Source organism: Streptomyces sp. NBC_01476 (assembly GCF_036227265.1).
Taxonomy (GTDB): Bacteria; Actinomycetota; Actinomycetes; order Streptomycetales; family Streptomycetaceae; genus Actinacidiphila.
Window position 1 is genome coordinate 3,425,878 of the sequence record NZ_CP109446.1, and the last position, 21,773, is coordinate 3,447,650.

General features: G+C 73.3%; 10 protein-coding genes. 5 read left to right on the plus strand and 5 right to left on the minus strand.

Features of this window, described 5'->3' with window-relative positions; all coding sequences use genetic code 11:
• Positions 1–25 precede the first annotated feature (25 nt).
• From OG552_RS15155 to OG552_RS15175, 5 genes are all read right to left on the minus strand, one after another.
• Positions 26–4,714 (minus strand): FtsK/SpoIIIE domain-containing protein, encoded by a 4,689-nt coding sequence (locus OG552_RS15155; protein WP_329133165.1) that lies wholly within the window; start codon positions 4,712–4,714, stop codon positions 26–28.
• Complete coding sequence (locus tag OG552_RS15160) at positions 4,711–6,045, minus strand: hypothetical protein (RefSeq protein WP_329133167.1); 1,335 nt, start codon at positions 6,043–6,045, stop codon at positions 4,711–4,713. The genes OG552_RS15155 and OG552_RS15160 overlap by 4 nt, the downstream gene beginning before the upstream one ends.
• A 495-nt stretch (positions 6,046–6,540) precedes the next feature.
• Positions 6,541–7,353, minus strand: coding sequence for a spermidine synthase (locus tag OG552_RS15165; protein WP_329133169.1), 813 nt, complete (start codon positions 7,351–7,353; stop codon positions 6,541–6,543).
• A 180-nt stretch (positions 7,354–7,533) separates the two neighbouring features.
• Positions 7,534–11,013, minus strand: a complete 3,480-nt coding sequence (locus OG552_RS15170) for a phosphodiester glycosidase family protein (RefSeq protein WP_329133170.1) — start codon at positions 11,011–11,013, stop codon at positions 7,534–7,536.
• 251 nt (positions 11,014–11,264) lie between these two features.
• On the minus strand, positions 11,265–13,310 hold the full coding sequence (locus OG552_RS15175) for a hypothetical protein (RefSeq protein WP_329133172.1): 2,046 nt from the start codon (positions 13,308–13,310) through the stop codon (positions 11,265–11,267).
• Positions 13,311–13,780: 470 nt separating this feature from the next.
• Between OG552_RS15175 and OG552_RS15180 the strand changes: the two genes are divergently transcribed.
• The 5 genes from OG552_RS15180 (at position 13,781) to OG552_RS15200 (ending at position 21,711) form a co-directional block, all read left to right on the plus strand.
• A complete protein-coding gene (locus tag OG552_RS15180; RefSeq protein ID WP_329133175.1) occupies positions 13,781–16,831 on the plus strand; it encodes a glycosyl hydrolase in 3,051 nt (1,016 codons plus the stop codon).
• Positions 16,832–17,470: 639 nt separating this feature from the next.
• Positions 17,471–18,163 carry a TetR/AcrR family transcriptional regulator gene (locus tag OG552_RS15185; RefSeq protein WP_329133177.1) on the plus strand — a complete coding sequence of 231 codons (693 nt, stop codon included), beginning with the start codon at positions 17,471–17,473 and terminating at the stop codon, positions 18,161–18,163.
• Between the two features lie 137 nt (positions 18,164–18,300).
• The gene (locus OG552_RS15190) at positions 18,301–19,818 is read left to right on the plus strand and encodes an MFS transporter (RefSeq protein ID WP_329133179.1); all 1,518 of its coding nucleotides are present in this window, start codon (positions 18,301–18,303) and stop codon (positions 19,816–19,818) included.
• A 194-nt stretch (positions 19,819–20,012) separates the two neighbouring features.
• Complete coding sequence (locus OG552_RS15195) at positions 20,013–20,306, plus strand: hypothetical protein (protein ID WP_329133181.1); 294 nt, start codon at positions 20,013–20,015, stop codon at positions 20,304–20,306.
• Between the two features lie 601 nt (positions 20,307–20,907).
• The gene (locus tag OG552_RS15200; RefSeq protein WP_329133183.1) at positions 20,908–21,711 is read left to right on the plus strand and encodes a Crp/Fnr family transcriptional regulator; all 804 of its coding nucleotides are present in this window, start codon (positions 20,908–20,910) and stop codon (positions 21,709–21,711) included.
• The last annotated feature ends 62 nt before the right edge of the window (positions 21,712–21,773 follow it).

Below are 21,773 nucleotides of genomic sequence, written 5' to 3' on the forward strand. Positions count from 1 at the left end.
CGGCGTCAGTCGGCGTCAGTTCGCGTCAGTCGGCGTCCCGTGACGGCACCGTCTCCGGCACCAGGACCGTGAGCAGCGCGCCGGCCGCGTCCGTGGTGAAGCCGCGCCCCGGCACCCGGTTGACCCGGATCACGTTGTGCGGCAGCCGCAGCCCGAGGATGTCGCCCTCCCCGATCGTCTGCGGGGAGAGCAGCAGCCCCTTGCGGGACCGCCGCACCTGGCCGATCCAGCTGCTCAGCGGCGAGACCAGCGCCTCACCGGGTCCGGCGACCACCAGCCCGAGGGAACGGTCCCGGCCCGAGGTGGCGATGTCCCGCAGCAGATTGTCCGCCGGCGTCATCGCCAGCAGGTCCGCGTCGTCCACCAGCAGCACCGCGGGACCCCCGCCGACCGCCTCCAGCGCGGCGTTGATGTCCTGCTCGGTCGGGCTGAGCGAGGTGATCAGGGCGGCGCCCCTGCGGCCCTGGAGGCCGCGCAGCGGCGACTCCCGGGGGGCGAGGGCCACCACCCCGGTGCCGCCGTGCAGCAGCGAGACCGCCAGGGCGGCGAGCGCGGTGCTGCGGCCGGACCCGGGCGGCCCCGCGACCACATAGGTCGAGGCCACACCGGAGAAGTCCACCCACACGGGGGCCACTTCGTCGCCGCCCAGGCCCACCATGCCCATCATCGGCCGCCGGTCGCCGGGCGCGGTGCGGGTGTACGCGTCCTTGAAGGAGACCGCGGACGGCAGGGTCTCGATCCGGAACGGCCGCGCGGCCGCCGGTACGCCCTCGTCCCGGCGGGCCGCCTCCGCACCGATCCGCCGCAGTGCTTCGGCCTGTTCCTGCCCGCTCGGGCCGGCCGGCAGCACCGCGACCTGGATCTCGGAGCCGCTGTCGGTACGGAAGCCGCGGCCGGCCGCCATCGCGGACGGAATGCGCTGCCGCTCGATGCCGTGCATGACGTAGTCGCCGGCGTCGTTCATCCGCAGCATCAGCTTGTTGTCGTTGAGCGCCGCGATCCGGCCGCCCATCAGGGCCCGTTCCGACGAGGCGATGACATGGATGCCGGCCGCCGCGCCCTCCCGCAGCAGCATCGCGATCTGCGCGATCATCCGGCCGTCCTCGATGTCACCGACCAGGGCCTGCAGGGTGTCCCAGCCGTCGATGAGCAGCACGATGTGGGCGGGCCGCCGCGCGGGCGGCAGCATGCCCCGCAGTTCGGTGAGGGTGCCCGCCGAGTTCCCGGCCAGCAGCTCCTGGCGGCTGACGAGTTCGGCGGTGAGCCGGTTGAGCAGCCGGCCGAGCCGCTCGATGTCGGCGCGCGGCACCACCGCGCCCGTGTGCGGCAGGGCGGAGAGCGCGGTGAGCGCGCCACCGGCCGCGTCCACCGCGTAGAAGTGCACATCCGCACAGGAGTTGGCGCGGGCCAGCGCCGACGCGATGGTGCGCAGCGTCTGCGACCGGCCGGAACGCGGCATACCGAGCACGTACAGGTGCCCGAAGGCGTCCAGGTCCATCATCACCGGCGGCTGCGACTGGAGGGCCGGCAGGTCCTCGCGGGCCCACGCGGCGGGCACCAGCCGTCCGTCGCCGGACGGCGCCGCCGGGGCGGGCAGTTCCGACAGGTCGAGGGCGGTCGGCAGCGGCGGCAGCCAGGGGCTCGGCTGCGGTTCGTGACCGGTCAGCCGGGCCGCCTCCTGGATGGAGTCGACCAGCGCCATCAGGTCGGTCGGCCCCTCGTCCTCGGCCAGTTCGGGGAACTCCTCCTCCTCGTCCAGCGGGGACTGCACGGCGCGGCCCAGCCGCTGCCACGGCAGCGCGGTGGCCCACAGCACCGACTCGTCCACGGCCGCGGGGACGTCGCCGTCGCCGGCCGCCTCCTCGCCGGTGGCCGGCGCCGCCTGCGGGCGGGGCGCTCCGACGTACGCGGTCTGGAAGCCCATCGCCGAACGGTGTCCCAGCCGCACCAGCGCCCGGCCGGGGGTGGCCGAGGAGATACTGGCCGCGTCCGGAACCTCCAGCACGTCGGTGCTGTCGGTGGTGTCGGTCACGCGCAGCGAGATCCGCAGGTTGGTGTTGGCGCGGATGTCGTTGGTGACCACACCGGCGGGCCGCTGGGTCGCCAGCACCATGTGCAGGCCGAGCGAACGGCCGCGCTGGGCGATGCCGACCAGCCCCGGGATGAAGTCCGGGATCTCCCGGGCCAGCGTGGCGAACTCGTCGATGACCAGCAGCAACCGCGGCATCGGCGGCAGTTGGGGGTCGCGGCGGCGCAACGCCCGGTACTCGGGGTGGTCCTTGGCGCCGGCCGTGGCCAGCATGTGCTCACGGCGGATGAGTTCGGCGGTCAGCGACGCCAGCGCCCGCTGGACGAGATGGCTGTCCAGGTCGGTGACCATGCCGAGGGTGTGCGGCAGCCGGACACAGTCCTTGAAGGCGCTGCCGCCCTTGTAGTCGACCAGTACGAAGGTGAGTTCGTCCGGGTGGTTGACCGCGGCCAGCGACGCCACGAACGTCTGCAGCAGCTCCGACTTGCCGGAGCCGGTGGTGCCCGCGATCAGCGCGTGCGGGCCGTCCTTGACGAGGTCGAACGCGGTCGGCCGGTCGAAGCCCTGGCCGAGCAGCACCGAGGTGGACGCCGGGCGGCGCTGCCAGCGTTCCGCGATCACCTCGCCGTCCGGCGGTTCCAGGTCCAGCAGGTCGAGCAGCGAGACCTGGTCCGGCAGGCCGCCGGTGGTGTCCGGGGTGACGTCATGCACCGGGGCTATGCCGCGGGCGAGCCGCTCGGCCCACTGGGCGGTCACGTAGTCCGGCCGGATGCCGGTGACGTCGGGCAGGCCGGTGCGGCGCAGCGTCAGGGTGTCCTTGGCGATGGAGACGACCGCGCTGGCCTCCTCGGGGAGCATCCGCTCCTCGCGGTCGATGCACAGCGGGTAGATCCCCTGGGCCGGGCCCTCCTTGAGCACCTGGACCATGCCGGGCACGTCCCGCAGTTCACGGGCGCCGTCCAGCACCACCAGCAGGTCGGGTTCGCTGTACAGGGCGCCGCGCATGGTGGCCTGCCGGGCCAGGGTGCGGGTGCGGATCTCGTTGATGAGTTCGGTGACACGGTTGGCGACCGTCTCCGGGTCGTTGCCGAGCAGGATCACCGGTGCGTTCTCCCGTGCCGAGGAGGCCGAGGACAGTCCGGACCTGGCGTGCGGGAGCCAGCGGGCCCACTCCCAGGAGTCGGCGGCGGCGCGGTCGGTGAGCACGCAGATCCGCAGGTCGCGCGGGGTGTGCAGGACCGCGGCCTGGGCGACGGCCCAGCGGGCGAGCGCCCTCGCCGGCTCCTCGGCGCCGGCGATGCCGACCACCTGGCTGCCCGCGATGTCCAGGCCGATCGGCATGTCGGGGATCTGCCAGAACGCGGTGCGGTGGTTCTCCTCGCGGGAGGCGTCCTCCAGTTGGAGCAGCGACTGCTGCTTGGTGGTGCCGATCCGCAGGATGAGGTTGTCGGGGTCGCTGCGGCGGCGCTCCCAGAGCCGGGCGCCGGGGCCGACGGCCATCAGGCTCACCACCGCCGGGTCCGGGGCGGTGGCGACCCGCACCCGGCGTTCCGCGTCCACCTTCGCCCGCACGTCGGCCTCCAGCGAGGCACGCCGCAGCCGGTAGTTGGCGACCGCCCGCAGGAACTCACGGCGCCCGCCGCGCCGTCCGCTGAGCCAGTTGCCGAAGCCCATCACCGGGCTGAGCAGCATGAAGGTCAGATACAGGTACGAGTGGAACAAGTAGACCATCGCGAAGCCGAGGAACATCGGCGCGATCATCACCAGGAACGGGATGGGCCGGCGCTTCGGCGGCTCGGGCGGGCCGGGCAGCCGGAACGTCTCGGGCTGGAGCGGCGGCAGCAGTCGCGGCGGGCGGTTGAAGTCCAGGCCGGTGCCCTTGGGCGACGGTACGACGGCGGCGTCCGCAAGGGTGGGCGCGGTGATCCGCAACAGGTGCTCGCCGAGGACGAGTTCACCGTCCAGCGGCCAGAGCGTCCAGCCCTTGGGGAGCGGCTCGGGCCGCACCGGCTCGTCCTCCCCCGTGTCGTCGCCGTCCTCGGTGTCCTTGGCGTCCTTGGCGTCCTTGGTGTTCCTGGCGTCCTTGGGCGGCTCCGGCGGCAGCGCCACCACGTCGGCGCGCGGCCGGGGCGGCGGCGCCTCCGGCAGCGACAGCCGTACCTGCGCGTCGCCGTCGGGCAGCACCGTGATCACGGTGCCGTCGGGGCGGACCGCGAGCCGCAGGCCGTCCTCGGGCATACCGAGGCCCGCCAGCCGTACGGAGCTGCCGGCCGCGGGGCCCACCAGATGGGTGCCCATCCCCAGCAGGTGCACCCGGCCGGCCTGCGGGCCGCCGATCACCTGGAGTTCGGCCACGGGGGCCGAACCGGGCTCGGCGGGCGTCGGCATCTCGTGCCGCTCAGGACCGTAGACCGTGCCGGGGGCGGGCACCGGCTGCCCGATGCCGATGGTGCTGCCGTCCCTTATCCCGGCCGCCGCCAGCGTGGCGTCCGGGTCGAGCAGCCGGTCGCCGAGGTAGAGCGCCGTGTCGCCGTCCGGCAGGCCGGCCTGCTCCGGGTCGTCCTGCCGGTGGGCGGCGACCAGTTGGGGAGCGAGCCGCCCGACGGGTGTGCCGGCGGCGGCGTTGACGAGCACGTCACGGCGTTCCCGCCGGTCGCCGTCGACGGTGGTGATGAGCAGTTTCACGACCCGTTCCGACTTTCCTCTTGCGGGGTGGTGTACGACGCGGCTTCGCGGGAGTCCGCGGCCGAGACCCCGGTGATCTCCGGCTCCGCGAACAGTTCACGGATTGCGGGGGCGGGCGGTTCAGGTGCGGGCTGCCGGTGCGGCGGCGGCCCGCTCGGCGCGGTGACCCGCGGCGACGCCGGCCGGGGCACGGCGGACGGGGTGGCGGGCTGTCCCGCGGTCCGCGGGGTCCGCGGCGGTACGGGCGCGGTCCTGCGCGGGGCCGGGGTGGCCCTCTTGCCGCGGGAGATGCCGCCGCGCCGGGCGGTCCTGGCGACCGCGGGGCCGAGCGGCGCCGCGTCGGTGCCGAGCCCGAGCCCGGGGGTCTGGGTCCGGCCGCGCGAGTCGACCCGTACCTCCCAGCGGTGACCGGTCACCGGTCCCGCGACCACTGCCCGCAGCAGGCCGGCCGCGGCCAGTTCGGAGAGCCGGGCGGACTGCTGCGCGTCGGGCGCCGCGCACACCACGACGACCGGTTCGCCGGCCGTGGGCCCGGTCCCCTCCAGGGAGTCGAGCAGCGCGTCGAGTTCCGGCCCGTCGTGCCGGGGGTGCACCCCGCGGGCGACGATCACCCGGGCCGTACCGCCGGGCAGGTCCAGATAGGCCGCGACCGCCTGGACGAACGCCCGGCCCGCGGTACGGTCCCCGTACGTGCTCAGGATGCCGGGGCCGCGCATCAGGTCGAGCACCACCAGGGCCTCCTCGTACAGGCCGACCGGCACCAGCAGCCGCGGGACGGCGCCGGTTTCCGCCGGGTCGGGCGGCGCGACGGCGTCGGCGGGGGCCGACCAGCGGCGCTCGTCGCCGTCGGCCGTCCACGGGGTGGCCGCGGGCGGCACCCGGCGGCCCGCCAGGTGCACCACGACCTCGCCGGAGGTCCGGCGCGAGGAGCGGGCGACGCGGGCGGCGAAGGCGAACGCCTCGTCGGCGGCGGTCCCGGCGACGGCGGCGTCCACGTCGTCCAGCGCCTCCCCGGCGACGCTCACCGCGTCAGCGGTGGCCAGCAGGTGGGTCAGCTGCCGCACTTCGGCCCGGAACCGGAGGAACTCCCGTACCGGGTCGGAGAACGCCCCCCAGGTCAGCCGCACCTGCCGGCGCAGCCGGCGCCAGGAGCGGCGCCAGCCGCCCTGCCGGCGGACCAGCCAGCGCAGCAGGAGCAGCACCAGCAGCAGGAGTTCGGCGAGCGCCAGGATCAGGGCGTTCGTGCCGGAGTTCCACTTGCCGGCGAGCGCGGTGTGCGGCTGGGCGAGCGGCATCAGCCGGCCCATCTGCCCCACCTGATGGAAGTGCACGGGAACCTCTCGATGTGTCGCGGGTCGGTCGGCCGGAGCCGGGCCGTCGGCAAAGCCTGTTACCAGTGTGGTTGAAAAGGCAACCGAACACCCGAACGTCTCACGCCCCGCGGGTGCGATGCCACCGCCGGCACCCGACCGCGTACCCCCCGCGCCGCCGTCCCCCGAGTCTAAACGCCCCCCAGGGGGAGCCCCCCACCGCAACGAAAGTGGCCGCCCCCCAGGGGCACACGGCATCGCAACGAAGATGGCCGCCCCGTAGGGGCGCGAGGAACTGCGCGACCAGCCCACCACGACCCGCACCCCACCACCCACCGCAAGCCCCACGGCGAACAGCACACGGCACCGCACCGAAAGTCGTCGCCCACCAGGGGCGCTGGGGGCGCCCCCGGACGAAGTCTGCGGCCGGTGCTGCGCGACCAGCCCACCACAACCCGCACCCCACCACCCACCGCAAGCCCCGCGGCGAACGCCCCGCACCCCCCGGAGGGCCCGTCACCCCCGGGTCGCCACATACACCGTGTTCGTCGCGGTGCCCCCCTGCAAGGGGTTGTCGAAGGTCACGACGTGGGACCGGGAGCGCGGGAAGACCCCCGCGAGCACCGCCGCGAAGTCCTCGTCCGGCGGGTCATTGGACCACAGGGCGAAGACCCCGCCAGGGTGCAGCCGCGCGGCCAGCGCCCGCAGACCCCCCGCCGTGTAGAGCCCCGCATGGCTCGGATGCAGCACATGCCGGGGCGAGTGGTCGACATCCAGCAGCACCGCGTGGAACCGCCGCCCCGGTGACTCCGGATCGAACCCGCCACGCCCGCCACGCCCGTCACCCTCACCACCGACCTCACCCCCCTCACCGGTCTCCGCGGCCCCGCCCGCACCCCCCGCCATCACGAAGAAGTCCCCCTGGACCAGCCGGCACCGCGGATCCCCCGCGAGCCCCGCCCCCAGCGGCACCAGCCCGCGCCGGTGCCAGTCGATCACCTCACCCAGCGCGTCCACCACGATCAGCGACCTGACCCGCGGATCGTCCAGCGCCGCCCTCGCGGTGTAGCCGAGGCCCAACCCACCCACCACGACGTCCAGTTCACCGGTGTCACCAGTCTCACCGGCGTCCCCCGTCCCGCCGGCCTCCGCCAGCCCCAGCCGGGCCAGCGCGACCTCGCCTGCCGTGAAGCGGCTGGACATCAGGAACTCCTCGCCGAGCTTCACCTCGTAGACGTCCTCGCCCGACTCCGGATCGCGCCGGCGCCGCAGGCTGATCTCCCCCATCGGGGTGGGCCGCCAGTCGATCTCCTGGAACCGCGCGCTCATCCGTCCGCCCTTCGTCGGGGCCAGGGACGACCCGCGGGGCAAGCTATCGCGTAACGGACAGGGCGCCCAAGCCGGAGCCCGGGCGCCCCGCGGCGCACCCGCCGCACCACCACGGCGGCCGGCACGCAACCACCGCTCAGCCACCGCACACGCACGGCGCCGGCGGCCCCGCCGGACCTCCTACCGGACGGTCACCCGCACGCTGCCCGTGACCCCACCGCTGGTCACCGAGACCGTGACCGTCCCGGCTCGGTGCGCGGTGAGCTTCCCGGTGACCTTGTCGACCGACGCCACCCGGGTGTCGCTCGACGCCCACACGTGCGACGCCGGGTCGGCGACCGGCATGGTCAGCGGCGCCAGATTGTCCCCGGCGGTCTGCGTACCGGTCGCGGTCAGCGTCACCTGCTGCCCCCTGGCAATGGTGGTCGCCGGGGCGGTGACGGCGATCGAGGCGAGCGCCGGTTCCACCGAGAACTGCAGGCCGCCGTCGGACCCGATGTGCACCAGGCCGTAGTGGTAGAAACCGCCCTGGTCGGCGGGCGCGTACGCCGGCATGCCCAGGTCCGCGAAGGTGAGCTGCGGGATGCCGCCCTGAGCCGTACTCACACTGCTGCCCTCGGGGTCGAGGATCTGCTCGGAGAAGCCGCGGGCGTGGCCGTAGAGCATCACGACGTGCGTGCCGGGGTGCGCCTGCTGGTACTTCTGCACCAGCCGCAGGTACATCCGCGCCTCCCAGCGGTCGGAGAACTGGCTGTTCGCCGCCGGGTGCGGGTCGTACGCCGGCATGTGCGTGACGACGAGTACGTCCTTGGCGGTGCTCTGCGTCAACTGCCGCACCAGCCACGGGTACTGCTCACCCGTCGGGTTCTGGAACGGGTCGGAGGACTGCAGGCTGCCGTGCGAGTTGTCGGTGACGATCACCTCCGCCGCGCCTTCGGTCCAGGCGTAGTGGGTGGCGCCGAACGTCTCGCTGTAGTTGCCGTTCTCGCCGTCGGCTCCTTGCGTGATCTCGTGGTTGCCGACGATGTCCCGTTCCGGGATGCCGAGCGCGTCCATCGTCGACTTGGCGAACTGCAGGTCGGGCAGCTTGCCGTCGTCCGCCATGTCCCCGAGGAACTGGGCGGTGTCCGGGCGGGCTTGGGGGCTGAGGGTGGGCAGCCGGCCGGCGATGGAGTCCATCACATTGCTGCTGACCGAGCCCGGGTCACTGGCGAGCAGGTGCGCGTCGTCACCGGTCAGGACGGTGTTGCCCTTCTTGCTGAAGTCCTTGGCGTCCTCCTCGAACGACAGCCACGAGGGGTTCTCGGGGATCGCCCGGTACGCCGGAGTGCTCACCGGCCGCGGCGAGTAGAGCGACTGGAGGCCGGAGACGTTCAGCGAACCGCCGGTGGTGGTGGCGGGGCTGATCGCCAGGAAGTCCACGAAGGAGATGGTCAGCGGGAATTGGAGCCCCGCGGGCAGTTCGGCGACCGCGAGCTGCCAGCCGTTCCAGGTGACGTACGTCGGATACAGGGTGGTCTTGGTGCCGTCCACCCCGAGGTAGGACTCGGCGAGTTCGATGCCGGTGCCGTTGCCCTTGATCCACACGCCGATGCCGGTGGGGTTCTGGCCGTCGTCGCTGCTGACCGTCTTCAGCGCGGTCCTGGAGGAGAGCACCAGCTGCTTGACGCCGGCGCCCGCGGGCATCGTGTAGTCGAGTCTCAGCGACCCGGTCTCGGTGGAGCCCGGCGGTACGACGCCCGGGTCGGCGGCCAGCGTGGCCGGCTGCCCGGTGGTGTTGTTGCTGAGCCGCCAGACGTCGGTGCTGGTCATCGGGTCGATCGTCTTGGTGACGCTGCCCACCGCGATGGACGCGGTGGCGGTGGCGCCGCCGACCGCGGCGGTGACCTTCGCCAGACCGCCGCGCTGGGAGTCCGCGGTGAACAGGCCGTGCGCGTCGACGGTGCCCAGGTCCGCCGGGTCCACCGTCCAGGTGGCCGCTTCGGCCGGGATCCGCGCCGCGGCGCCGCCCTTGACGGTGCCGGCCAGGGTGAGCTGCTGGGTCGCGCCGTTGCCGAGGTCGGGGGCGTCGGGCGAGACGGACAGGGTGGCGAGCGTGCCGGCCACGGTCAGCCGTACCGAGCCGGTGGTCCGGCCGTCGCTCGCGACGATCCGGCCGGTGCCGGTACGCCGCGGGGTGAGTTCGCCGTTCGCGTACGCAGCCAGCGAGGACGGCTCCACCCGGACCTTGACGGTGCCGGCCGCGGGGTTCCCGAGGCGGTCCAGGGCGTAGGCGGGCACCGGGACGGAGCCGCCGGGGACGGTGGTGACGGCGTCGCCGCCGTTGACGACGACCTTGGCCGCCGTACCGGGTGCCGTGGCGGCCGACGAGAAGAAGATGCCGTTGGCGACCGGGCGTTCGGTGTTGCCCGGCAGGTCGGAAGGTGTGTTGACGACGGTCGTCCGGCTCGCGCCGGGCGCGCGGACGGCCATCGTGGTCGAGCCGCCGCCGTCGAAGAGCATCGCGGTCCAGGCGCCGTGCGCGACCATGTAGCCGGCCGCCTGCTCGGGGGTGACGCCAAAGGCGGCGGTGGTGCCGCCGTGCCCGTCGATGGTCACCACCGTGGCGTGCTTGCCGTCCTTGCTGATGCCGACCGCGGTCTCCGGGTTGGCGCCGCTGGGCGGGGTGCCGGTCGGGTCCTGGTAGACCTTGCCGTCCTTCACCAGCGTGGTGACGCCGCTGACCAGTTGGGTGAGGTCGCTGTCCGGGGAGAGCTTGCCGCTGAGCCGTACGGTGTCGCCGGTGTGCAGGGTGCCGGCGAGCCACTGGCCGCCCGCGCCGCCGCCGAGCAGGCCGAGCTGGTCCGGGGCCGGCCGGTCCACCGCGGTCACCCCGGTCCGCACGCTGTCCACTGTGAAGGCGCCGCCGGGTGCCGTGTGGCCGAGCACCAGGGTGCCGCCGGTGAGGCCGGTGGTGGTGCCGAGGTCGGGGGTCACCTCGGTGACGCCGCCGGCCGCCACGTCGTCCACCGTGTTCACCGAGGTGAGCGGGTGGGTGGCGGCGCCGTCGGTGATCGTGCCGGAGAAGGTCTCCGGGCCCATCACCATGGTGCCGTCCGGCCGGATGCCGAGCTGCGAGGCGAAGCCCGGCTGCGGGCTCTTCAGCAGCCGGCCGTCCGTGACGACGCCGCCGAGCGGCCGGCCGCTGGCGTTGATCTCGAAGTAGCCGCCGTTGACGCCGGCCACCGCGTGGGTACGGTTCGCCATCGACGACACCGTCTCGCCGGCGGGATCAGTGATGGTGTCGCCGGCCTCCACGACGCTCACCCGCAGGTTGGGGTCGGTGAGGTCGGCGGTCAGCACCTGGGTGTGCTGCCGGCCGCCGACCGTGTCGTACGTCTCCGAGTAGTGCTGGAGGCCGCGGGTCACGGTGGTGCTCGGCGTGCTGGTGTAGTCCACCACCTGCGGCCAGTTCTGCGGCGTCGGCGGCAGCCAACTGCGGCCCGCTGCCGCTGCGTTGCCGCCGTGCCCGCTCTGACCGGCGTGCCCGGCCGGTCCGTTGCCGCCGCCGGTGGCGAACGCGGCCCCGGTGGCCCCGCCTGCCAGCAGGAGCGCCAGCGACGTGGCCAGGGCGGTACGCCGCACCCCGGCGCGTACGGTTCTCTTCCCGCGAAGTGTCATTGCCTGGTTCCTCAAGGGTTACGTGCCGACCAATCATCGGTACGACCCCACTCGACACCAGCACAGTGAAGGCCGGATGGAGCGGAGAGGAACGGATCGAACGGGAAGGGCCCGACCGGGTGGCGGTCGGGCCCTTCGTCGTACTGCTCAGCCGTACTGCTCAGCCGTACTGCTCGGCCGTACTGCTCAGCTGTGCTGTCGGCACGTGCCGGTCGACCGTGATCGTCAACCGTGGTGCCCGGCCGTCGCGGTCAGCCGGTGGTGTGGCGCGGTGCGGCCAGCGGGTGCTTGCCGGGGATCACCGTGGGAGCCGCCTTGCCGCTGTCCGGCGCCGCCGCGGGAGCGGAGAACGACGGGGCGACGACCGCGTTGCGCGCGGCCTTGGCCGCCGGGGCCGGCCAGGTGCCGTTGAGCGCCCAGGTGGTGTCGACCCACGAGGGGCCGATGGCGACCGCGTTGGCGAGGTCCGTCCGCATGGCCGGCGTGTACCAGGCGTTCGGCCCGTACATCTGGACCTCCTGCACGCTCGCCGACTCCTGCGTCAGGTAGTCCTTCGTCGAGGGCGTCAGCAGCGCCTCCGTGGACCAGAGCACCGGGCCGTACGTGGCGTTCGCCGCGAAACCGACGGCCCCGCCCTGCCAGTTCCAGGTGTCCTGGACGGTGGCGGCGTACGGAGCGGCCCACCAGAAGCGCGCCAGGTCGACGGCCGTCTTGTCGGTCGAGCCGCCGTCGATGCCCCAGTAGGACCAGTCCTTCGTCAACTGCATGTTGTGCAGCGCCACTTCGGCGTTGTGACCGACCGTCACCAGATTGGTCTTGTTCGGGTCGAGCGAGTTGATGAAGCTTGTCACCGAACTGGTGGGCGTCGTCCCGCGGGTGAGCAGCAGCACACCCTGGCCCTTGTAGCCCAGCGAGCCCGCGGCAGCGGAGGCGGCCATCGGGTCGTGTGAGTCGCCGCCGTCGGAGAGGAAGACCCACTGCGGGGCGCTGGAGATCTGCTTGGCGACCCGCGCGGACACCTCCGTGAGGTCCGCGCCCTCCAGCCGGAGCACCTTGTAGCCCAGCGCCGTCACCTGGTTGGCCTCGGCGGCGCTGATCATGTTGGTGCCGCCGACGACGTAGACGGTGCCGCCCTTCGGCAGCGTCCGCTTCAGCTCGGCCGACGCCGTGGAGTCCAGCGAGTTGACCGAGGACATGATGACCGGGCCCTGCTTCTCGGCGGCGAGCGAGATCGCCGGCGTGGAGTAGGTGCCGTTGCCCTTGTTGATCAGGACCGCCGACCGGGCGGTGATCAGCCCCGGTACGTGCGGCTGGCCCACCGCGTCGAACGTCCAGTGCGACGCGGCCTGGTCGAGGGTGGCCGATCCGGAGCTGTACACCCGGGAGAAGGTGTTCTTCCGCAGCGGCTGCCACGACGGGTTGGCGCCGGTGGTGCTGACCGTGCTCACCGAACCGTCGGAGAGCGTGAGCAGCTTCACCGTGGTGCCGTTCCCGCCGGCCAGGTCGAAGGCGATCCGGCCGCCGTCCGGGTCCCACGTCGGGTGCAGGTGGTCGGCGGCGTCGGTGGTGACCTGCTGGACGCCGCTGCCGTCGGCGTTCGCCGTGAAGAGCTGGCGGTGGCCGTCCACCACGCGGACGAAGACCAGCTGGCTGCCGTCGGCGGAGTAGACCGGGGAGGAGCCGTCGGTGATCGTCTTCACCACGGTGTTCTTCACCGGGTCGAAGGTCCAGATGTCCGGGGTGCCGCCGCCGGCCGCGACCCGGTCGAAGGCGACCTGGGCGGTCGGGCTCGTCGTCGGGTTGTCGTCGAAGACGCCGGCCGGGCGCTGGGCGCCGGTGAGCAGCGGCTCCGAGGCGTAGGAGCCGTCCGACGGGCCGTAGGAGAGCAGACCGCCCGAGCCGGAGATGACGTAGGCGCCGTTGTACCAGTAGACCGGGCCGGTGAAGCCCGGGCCGGGGGCGCCGCCGTTGGCACCGGGCAGCGTGACGAGCGAGGTGGCGCCGGTCGTACGGCCGGTCACCAGCTGCTCGTTCGAGCCGGCCACCACGCGGGAGCCGTCAGGTGCCCAGCCCGGGGTGATGCCGTTGTCCGCGATGGAGGGGATCGAGGTGAGCCCGGTGCCGTCCGCGTTGGTGGTGTAGAGGTGCGAGCCGGAGCCGCCGGACAGGCCGATCACGCCGCCCTTGGCGGTGATCGTCATCGCCCCCGCGCTCGGCATGGTGACGGCGAGCGCCGCGGTCGCCATCGAGGCGACCGAGATGAGCGCCGCAAGGCTGCGGCGCGTGGTTGTCTTCAAACAAACCCCCCACGGGTTCAGAAGTGACGTGCCGTCGGGCGCTCCGATCTCTGCCACCCCCGGAGGCCCCATTACTTCGGCCGCCGAAGTATATGCGGCCCGGACGACCGTTCGACACGTACTTTCGACCAACAACAGGGAAAAACGGTTGCCCCCGTCGCCGCACCAATCGCGGCGGCCCGCCCCCGCCTCCCACCGAACCCCTGACCCGCCCGGAGGTCACCCGCATGCGGGGTGCCGTTCGCCGCGGGGCCAGTTGGGCACGACCCCGGGCCCGCCGTGGCGCGGTGATCCGTGGGGTTCGCGCCGGGTTGAATGATTTCAATCCGCGCTGCGGGCCGATGGGGCGCCGCGAGGGGGAAAGTCGGGTCGATCAAGGCATTGACGTCCGGCGAGCAACGACCGTAGCGTCCACGCGGGTTAAATCGATTCACTGAGGCGTCGGGCAGCCGCGAGGGAGACATGCCGTCATGAGCGTTGAGGACACCACGGCCGGTGCGGGTCCGGGGCGGTTCAGCCGGCGGCGGGTGCTGCAGGCGGGGGCCGTGACGGGTGCGGCCACCGCGCTGACGTGGGGTCAGCCGGCCGGGCCCGCGCAGGCCGCCGCGCCCGCCGGCACCGCGCCGCGGCCCGCCCGGGCGCCCGGCGCCGGCTGGTTCACCGCGCCCGGCCGCGCCGTCCAGCCGAAGTTCCGCTGGTGGTGGCCGGACGGCCTCGTCGAGCCGGCCGAACTGCGCCGGGAGATCGACCAGATCGCCGCGGCCGGCTTCGGCGGCGTGGAAATCGCCGCGGTCCATCACAGCGTCGACGACCCCTCGGTCCTGGACACCGCGCACCACGGCTGGGGCAGCCCCTCCTGGCTCGCCGGCGTCGAAGCCGCCCTCGACCAGGCGGACAAGCGCGGCCTGACCGTCGACATCACGGTCGGCCCCGCGTGGCCCGCCGCCGTACCGACCATCACCCCGGACAGCGCCGCCGCCCTCCAGGAACTCGCCTACGGCGTCGCCCCGGTGGCGGCCGGCGCCACGTACGACGGCGTGGTCCCGGCCCCCGGGTCCGCCCCCGCGAGCACCGTCACCCGGCAGACACTCCTCGCCGTTCAGGCGGTACGGCTCGACCCCGCCAACACCTCCGGCAAGGTCACCGGCCTCGCCGCGGACTCCGTCACCGACCTCACCGGCCAGGTCACCGGCACCGGCGCCACCGCCCGGGTCAGCTGGACCGCGCCCGCCGAAGGCGATTGGCTGCTCTTCGCCCACTGGCGGCGCGGTGTCGGCCAGACCCCCGAGGCGGGTCCGCACACCGTGCCCGCCGCCTACGTGGTCGACCACTTCAGCCCGGCCGGCACCCGCGCGATCACCGACTTCTGGGAGTCGGACCTGCTGACCAAGCCGGTCCGGCGGCTCATCGGCCGGGCGGGCGGTGCCCTCTTCGAGGACTCCATCGAGCTGGAGAGCAAGTCGCTGCTGTGGACTCCCGCGCTGCTGACCGAGTTCGCCCGCCGCCGCGGCTACCCGCTGCTGCCCTACCTGCCGGCCCTCGCGCAGAGCGGTGGCAACCAGGTCTACTCGTACGACCCGAAGCTCACCCGCCAGGCGCGGCACGACTTCTGGCAGACGCTCTCCGACCTCTACAACGAGCACCACGCCACCGCCGTGAAGCGCTGGGCCAACTCCATCGGCCTCAAGCTGCGCGCGCAGCCGTACGGTCTGCAGACCGACGCCACGTACACCGCCGCCGTCCTCGACATCCCCGAGGGCGAGTCGCTCGGCTTCCACAACCTCGACGACTACCGCAGCATGACCGGCGGCCGGGACATGGCCGGGACCACCATCCTGTCCTGCGAGTCGGGCGCGTACACCGGCGGCGCGTACAGCACCACCTGGCAGAAGTTCCTGCGGACCATGGGCGGCGCGTACGCCGCGGGGGTCAACCAGACGGTGATCCACGGGTTCTCGTACGCGGCGCTGCCCGGCGTCCAGTGGCCCGGGTACGCGGCCTTCACGCCGTACCACGGCGGGATCGGCTACGGGGAGTCCTGGGGGCCGCGGCAGCCGACGTGGCGTCACATCACCGACATCTCGGGCTACTTGTCCCGGGTCCACCAGGTGCTCCAGACCGGCCGGCCCCGCGTGGACGTCGCCGTCTTCCGGCAGTCGGGGTACGTCGACACCGGCCTCGGCGCGTCCTGGTTCACCGCGACCGGCATCACCCTCGGCTGGAACCACGCGTTCATCAGCGAACCGCTGCTGAGCCTGCCGTCGGCTAAGGTCACCGGCGGGAAGCTGGCCGCGCACGGGCCCGCGTACCAGGCGGTCTTCGTCGAGGGCGACCGCTTCTACGGCATGGACACCACGCTGTCGGTCGCCACCGCGGAGCGGTTCCTGACGTACACCAGGGCCGGCCTGCCGATCGTCTTCCTCGGCGACTGGTCCGCCCCGACGGTACCCGGTGTCGACCCCGGCGGCCGGAACGACCGGCTGCGCGCGGTGCTGGCCGAACTCCTGGCCCAGCCGCGGGTACGGGTGGTCGCGAACGCCGCGGACATCCCGGTGGCGCTGGAGGAGCTGGGGGTACGGCCGTACGTCTCGTACGGCGCCGCCTCCACGCTCCTCAACGCCCACCGGTACGCGGACGGCGTCGACTACTACTACTTCTGCAACGGCAAGCACGCCGAGACGGTCAAGCCGCCGGTGGCCGCGATCGACCATGAGGTGACGCTGCCGCGTACGAGCGCCGGCGACGTGCCGTACCTGCTGGACCTGTGGAGCGGGCGCATCGAGCGGATCGGCACCTATACGGAGGGGGCCGGCTCTGTGACCTTCCGGGTGGCGCTCCAGCCGGGCGAGACGATGGTCGTGGCGGTGGGCGCGCCCGGTCTCTTCGGCGACCGCAGCGGGGGCCGGCCGCACGCGGTCACCACCGACGCGCGGGAGGCGCGGTTCGCGGGCGGGCGGCTGGTGGTCCGGGCCGGCGCGGACGGCCGCTACACCACCGCGCTCTCCCGGGGCGGCGCGGCCCGCACGACGCTGCGCGGCATACCGCAGCCGGTGCCGCTCGACGGCTGGGAGGTGGACGTCGAGGACTGGCAGCCGGGCGCGACCGCCACGGCGACGTCCGTGGTCCGCCACCGGCTCACCCTCGACGCGCTTGCCCCGTGGCCGTCCGTGCCGGAGCTCGCGGACGTCTCGGGCATCGGCACGTACCGCACCACCGTGCACCTCGACGGGCCCTGGACCGGGGGGTACGGCGCGTACCTGGAGCTGGGCACGGTGTACGACACGTGCCGCGTCACCGTCAACGGGCACCGGCTCGACCCGGTCGACCAGATCAACCCGGTCGTCGACCTCGCGGGCGTGCTGCGGCGCGGCGCCAACACGATTGAGGTGGAGGTGGCGACGACTCTCGGCAACCGGCTCCGTGTCGCCGACCCGGCGGTCTACGGGACCGCGACGCGTCAGCCCTACGGGCTGCTGGGACCGGTCCGGCTCCTCCCGTACGGCGAGGCCCCGATCGCCTGACCCTGCGGGGTGCCCACCGGGCGGGCGGGATTGGACCCTGGCGGTCCGTCGCCGGGTGCCGCTACGTCGCGGCCGGCCGCGCAGTTCCTCGCGCCCCTGGAGGGTGCCCTGTCCGGTCCGTGGCCAGGCAACGGTGCACCGTGGCTTGTCGCGCAGTTCCTCGCGCCCCTAGGGGGCGCACCGTGGCAGGGGGCCACGAGTTCGCCACCCGGGATCGAACCGCCCGGGGCAGTTCGTGCCCCGCAGGGGCGCGAGGAACTGCGCGAGCAACCCCCCACGCACCGCCACCCGGCCACGCACCCCCCAGGGGCAGCTCGTGCCCCGAAGGGGCGCGGGGAACTGCGCGAGCAACCCCCCACACACCGCCACCCGGCATCGAACCCCCCAGGGCTGCCCGGCCGCCGCAGGCGCGCGCCGCGCGGAAAAACCGGGTCCGGGCGGAGCTCGGAGGGGCGCTCGGCGGCCCTCTTCCGGTGAGCCCCGCAGGGATATGGCCTAGGTCACATTCCCCACCAGAAATAACCGGGGACCCATTCCCCGTTCCTGAAACCGTGACCGAGAACCGGGGACCCGCTCCCCGGTTGTGTCCAGCAGATGAACCCCGCATTTCCCGCAGAAGGAAAAGGAAGGAGGCCCGTCGTGACAACCGTCGCTGAAACCGGAGCACGCCGCGGCCCCCGAACCCGTTCGGACGCGCTGCGCAACCGGGAACGGATCGTCGCCGCCGCGCTCGAAATATTCGTGGAGTTCGGCCCCGACGCCCCGTTCGACGAAATCGCCCGCCGCGCGGGCATCGGGAACGCCACGCTCTACCGCCACTTCGCCGACCGGCACGCCCTCATCCACGACGTGCTGCTCTCCGTGATGACCCGCACCGCGGACCACGCGGAGGCCGCCGCCGCCCGGGCCACCGCCCCCTTCACGGCGCTGTGCCGCTTCGCGCACGCAGCCGCCGACGAACGGGTCGGCGCCCTGTGCGGCACCCTCGTCGGCGGCGTCGACCCGCACGCCCCGGACCTGAACGCCCAGCGTGCACGCCTGGAGGACGCCGTCGAGCGTCTGATGGACCGCGCCCGGCGGGCAGGTGAACTCCGTCACGACGTCACCGTGCGCGACCTGATGATCGGGCTGTCACAACTCACCCGTCCGCTGCCCGGCACCGACTGCGCCGGCAGCGACTCGGACGCCCACCGGCACCTCCAGCTCTTCCTCGACGGCCTCCAATCGCCCGTCCCGTCCATACGTAGTGGACGTAGTGGGCGTAGTGGACGTACCGGCCCCACTGGACCTGCCGGACGCACCGGCCCCACCGGCACAACGACGACCGTGTAGGCCCGGACTCCGCCCCAGCAACCGACCGCAGAAATCCGAACCCGCCGTCCCCGATTCTGACTTCGAGGGCCCCGCAGCCGCATTGCCGCGCCCGCGGACGCCTTCGCTTTTCACGAACCTCCTAGGTGGATACCTCCATGTCTCAAACAGTCGATACCCGGGTCGCCGACCCCAGGCGCTGGAAAGCGCTGGTCTTCATTTCGCTGGCCCAGCTGATGGTCGTGCTCGACTCGACGATCGTGAATATCGCGCTGCCGAGCGCCCAGCACGCCCTCGGTATTTCCGATGCCAACAAGCAGTGGGTCATCACCGCCTACGCCCTCGCCTTCGGCGGTCTGCTGCTCTTCGGCGGCCGTATCGCCGACCTGTGGGGCCGTAAGCGCACCTTCGTCGTAGGCCTGGCCGGCTTCGCCCTCGCCTCCGCGATCGGCGGCGCCGCCGGCAACCAGGCGATGCTGCTCGGCTCCCGCGCGGCCCAGGGTCTGTTCGGCGCGCTGCTCGCGCCGGCCGCCCTGTCGCTGCTCGCGGTGACCTTCACCGATGCCAGGGAGCGGGCCAAGGCCTTCGGCATCTTCGGTGCCATCGCCGGCGGCGGTGGCGCGGTCGGGCTGCTGCTCGGCGGTGTCCTCACCGAATACCTCAACTGGCGCTGGACCTTCTTCGCCAACATCCCGTTCGCGATCATCGCGGCGCTCGGCGCGTACTTCGTGATCCGTGAGCCCGAGGGCGGCCGGAACCGTTCGCCGCTGGACATCCCCGGCGTCGTCCTGTCCACGCTGGGCCTGGTCGCGCTGGTGTACGGCTTCACCCGTGCCGAGACCAGCGGCTGGTCCGCCCCGTCCACGATCGGTGTCTTCGTCGCCTCCGTCGTTCTGCTGGCCTCGTTCGGCCTGGTGGAGCGGAAGGTGAAGGCCCCGCTGCTGCCGCTGCGGGTGGTCACCGAACGCAACCGCGTCGGCACGTACCTCTCGCTGGGTCTGGCCATCATCGGACTCTTCGGCGTCTTCCTCTTCCTGACCTACTACCTGCAGGTCGTCCAGGGGTACTCGGCGATCAGGACCGGCTTCGCGTTCCTGCCGATGGTCGCGGCCTTCGTGGTCGGCTCGACGCAGATCGGCACCCGGCTGGTGACCCGTATCCCGGCCCGCCTGCTGATGGCGCCCGGTTTCGCGGTGGCCGCCATCGCGATGCTGCTGCTCACGCGGCTGCAGGTCGGCTCGTCCTACCCGGGCGTGATCCTGCCGGGTCTGGTGCTGCTGGGCCTGGGCATGGGCACGGCCTTCATGCCGGCCATGTCGCTGGGCACCCACGGCATCCAGCCGCGGGACGCGGGCGTCGCCTCGGCGATGGTCAACACCTCGCAGCAGGTCGGCGGCGCGATCGGTACGGCACTGCTGAACACCGTCGCCGCCTCCGCCACCACCTCGTACCTCGCCTCGCACGCCACCGCGGCGGGCGGCCAGAAGCTGCTCCAGGCACAGAGCCTGGTACACGGCTACACGCACGCCATCTGGTGGGCGGTCGGTATCGAGGCCGTCGCCGCGCTCATCGCGCTGACCTTCATCAACGCCGGCCGCCCCGGCAGCACGAAGGTCGCCTCCAGCGCCGAGGACGACAGCGAGGACGCGGCGCACATCCCGGCGGTCATGCACTGACCCCGGCGCACAACCCGTAGCACCGCACCACCCCTGCCCCGGCCCGCCGCACTCCGGCGGACCGGGGCAGTGCCGTGTCCGCCGCCCGCTCCCCGTTCCCGTTTCCCGTTCCCGTTTCCCGTACGGCGCGGCCGGTGTCCCGCGCATGGCCCCGCCCGGATGCGGGCCGGGCCGCCGCGTTCCATGGTGGGGGCATGACCCCTCACCGTCAGCCGCAGCAGCGGACACTTGAGATCGACACCCGCCTCGTCCGGATCGGCGCGGTGCTCACCGCGGCCGGCCTGACCGTCGCGTGCGCCGGGATGGCCCTGGCGAGCTCCGCCGTCTTCGCGGCCGGCCGCCGGATGATCCAGCGGATGGACGTACCGCCCAGCGAGCAGGCAGCGGCCAAGTGGCAACAGGCCAAGGAGGCCTCCCGGGCAGGCATGCAGGCGTGGCAGACCGCCGCCGACACCCGCACGGACGGCCGCGTGACCCCCCACTTCTGACCCACCCCGTAGAACGCGCAGCCTCGTCCACCGGGTGGGATACGCCTTCAGCATGCCGACCACACCCCGCGGCGAGGCCGGTGGCGACGTGGAGGCCATCGTCGTCCACAGCCGCCGGCATCGCCGCCTCGCTCCCGCAGGCCGTGATCGTGCCGCTGATCGGCGAACTGCCGGTGCCACCCAACACCCGGCGTCCAGCGAGCACCTCCCGGGCGGTGACAGCGGCTCCGCTCGCGGCGGCCGTCTCCCTCCCCCGCGATCGGCCACCCGGCCGAAGGGGCGTCCGTCCGCGTGGACCTGGCGGGAGTCGCCGCCGTGACGGGCCCGCCCGGCGAACCGTGGACGACTGAGGAATCCTCATATCGGGCACCACCCGCGCGGCTACGATGTCGGGTGTCCGCAGGGACTGGGGGAAGAGGTCTGCGATGGCGCACGACGGCACAGTGGCGACGGCACGGCGATTACCTGCCCTGTCCAAGCACCGGACCGGACGGTTCACGACTCCGGGCGGGGCGCCCCCGGGAGCGCGGCACCGCGGACGGCGGCTAACGGCACGGGCGACCGCCGGCGTGACCGCACCGGCCGTGGTGTCCGGCTGACGATGGCACCTTACGAGGAGCGGCCGCCGCAGGACGGACGGCGGGCCGCGGACGAGACCTTCTGGTCCCTCCTGGACGACACGGCCCGCGACCGTCTCACCAAGGCGGGCCACGTGCACACGTACCCGGTCAGGACGCATCTGCTGAGGCAGGATGAACTCTCCGACCACGTCCTCGTCCTGCGCAGCGGCTGCGTGAAGGTGTACGCCGAGACGAGCACCGGCTACCAGGTGGTCCTGGCCCTGCGCAACGGCGGCGACCTGCTCGGCGAGCAGGCCGGCCTGGACCGGCAGCCGCGCTCGGCGTCGGTCTACGCGCTGATGGCGGTCGAGGCGCTGGTCGTCCCCGCGAGCCGGTTCGGTGTCCTTCTGCGGTCGCTGCCGGCGGTGGCGCACGCGGTGCAGCAGGTGCTGTCGCGGCGACTGCGCGAGGCCGACCAGCACCGGGCCGCGATCGGCTCGGTGCCGGTCGAGGCGCGGCTGGCTGCCCTGGTGCTCGATCTCGGCGAGCGGTACGGCAGGCGGACCGCCGACGGCGCGGTGCGGATCGACCTGCCGCTTTCCCAGGACGACCTGGCCGGACTTGTGGTCAGTTCCCGGCGGACAATCAGCCGGATCCTGGAGGAGTGGCGCCGCGAGAAGCTGCTGACCACCGGCCGCCAGGCGCTGGAACTGGCCGGGCTGCACGCGCTGCGCCACCGCGCCGAGGCCTCCGGCCAGGAAACCCGCCCGGCTGAGGGCGGCCTTCCCGGCCGGCTGCCCGGCCGGAACGGCCTCCGGGCACCGCACACCACGCCCCGGGGCTGACCCCGACCGCCGCCTCCCCGGGGAACCCGCGCACCGCCCCGGTGGGCCCCGGCCACCGCGCC

Coding starts and splice junctions, on each gene's coding strand:
- OG552_RS15165 (WP_329133169.1), bottom strand. CDS start 7,353: ATGAGCGCGCGGTTCCAGGAGATCGACTGGCGGCCCACCCCGATGGGG.
- OG552_RS15170 (WP_329133170.1), bottom strand. CDS start 11,013: ATGACACTTCGCGGGAAGAGAACCGTACGCGCCGGGGTGCGGCGTACC.
- OG552_RS15180 (WP_329133175.1), top strand. CDS start 13,781: ATGAGCGTTGAGGACACCACGGCCGGTGCGGGTCCGGGGCGGTTCAGC.
- OG552_RS15190 (WP_329133179.1), top strand. CDS start 18,301: ATGTCTCAAACAGTCGATACCCGGGTCGCCGACCCCAGGCGCTGGAAA.
- OG552_RS15195 (WP_329133181.1), top strand. CDS start 20,013: ATGACCCCTCACCGTCAGCCGCAGCAGCGGACACTTGAGATCGACACC.
- OG552_RS15200 (WP_329133183.1), top strand. CDS start 20,908: ATGGCACCTTACGAGGAGCGGCCGCCGCAGGACGGACGGCGGGCCGCG.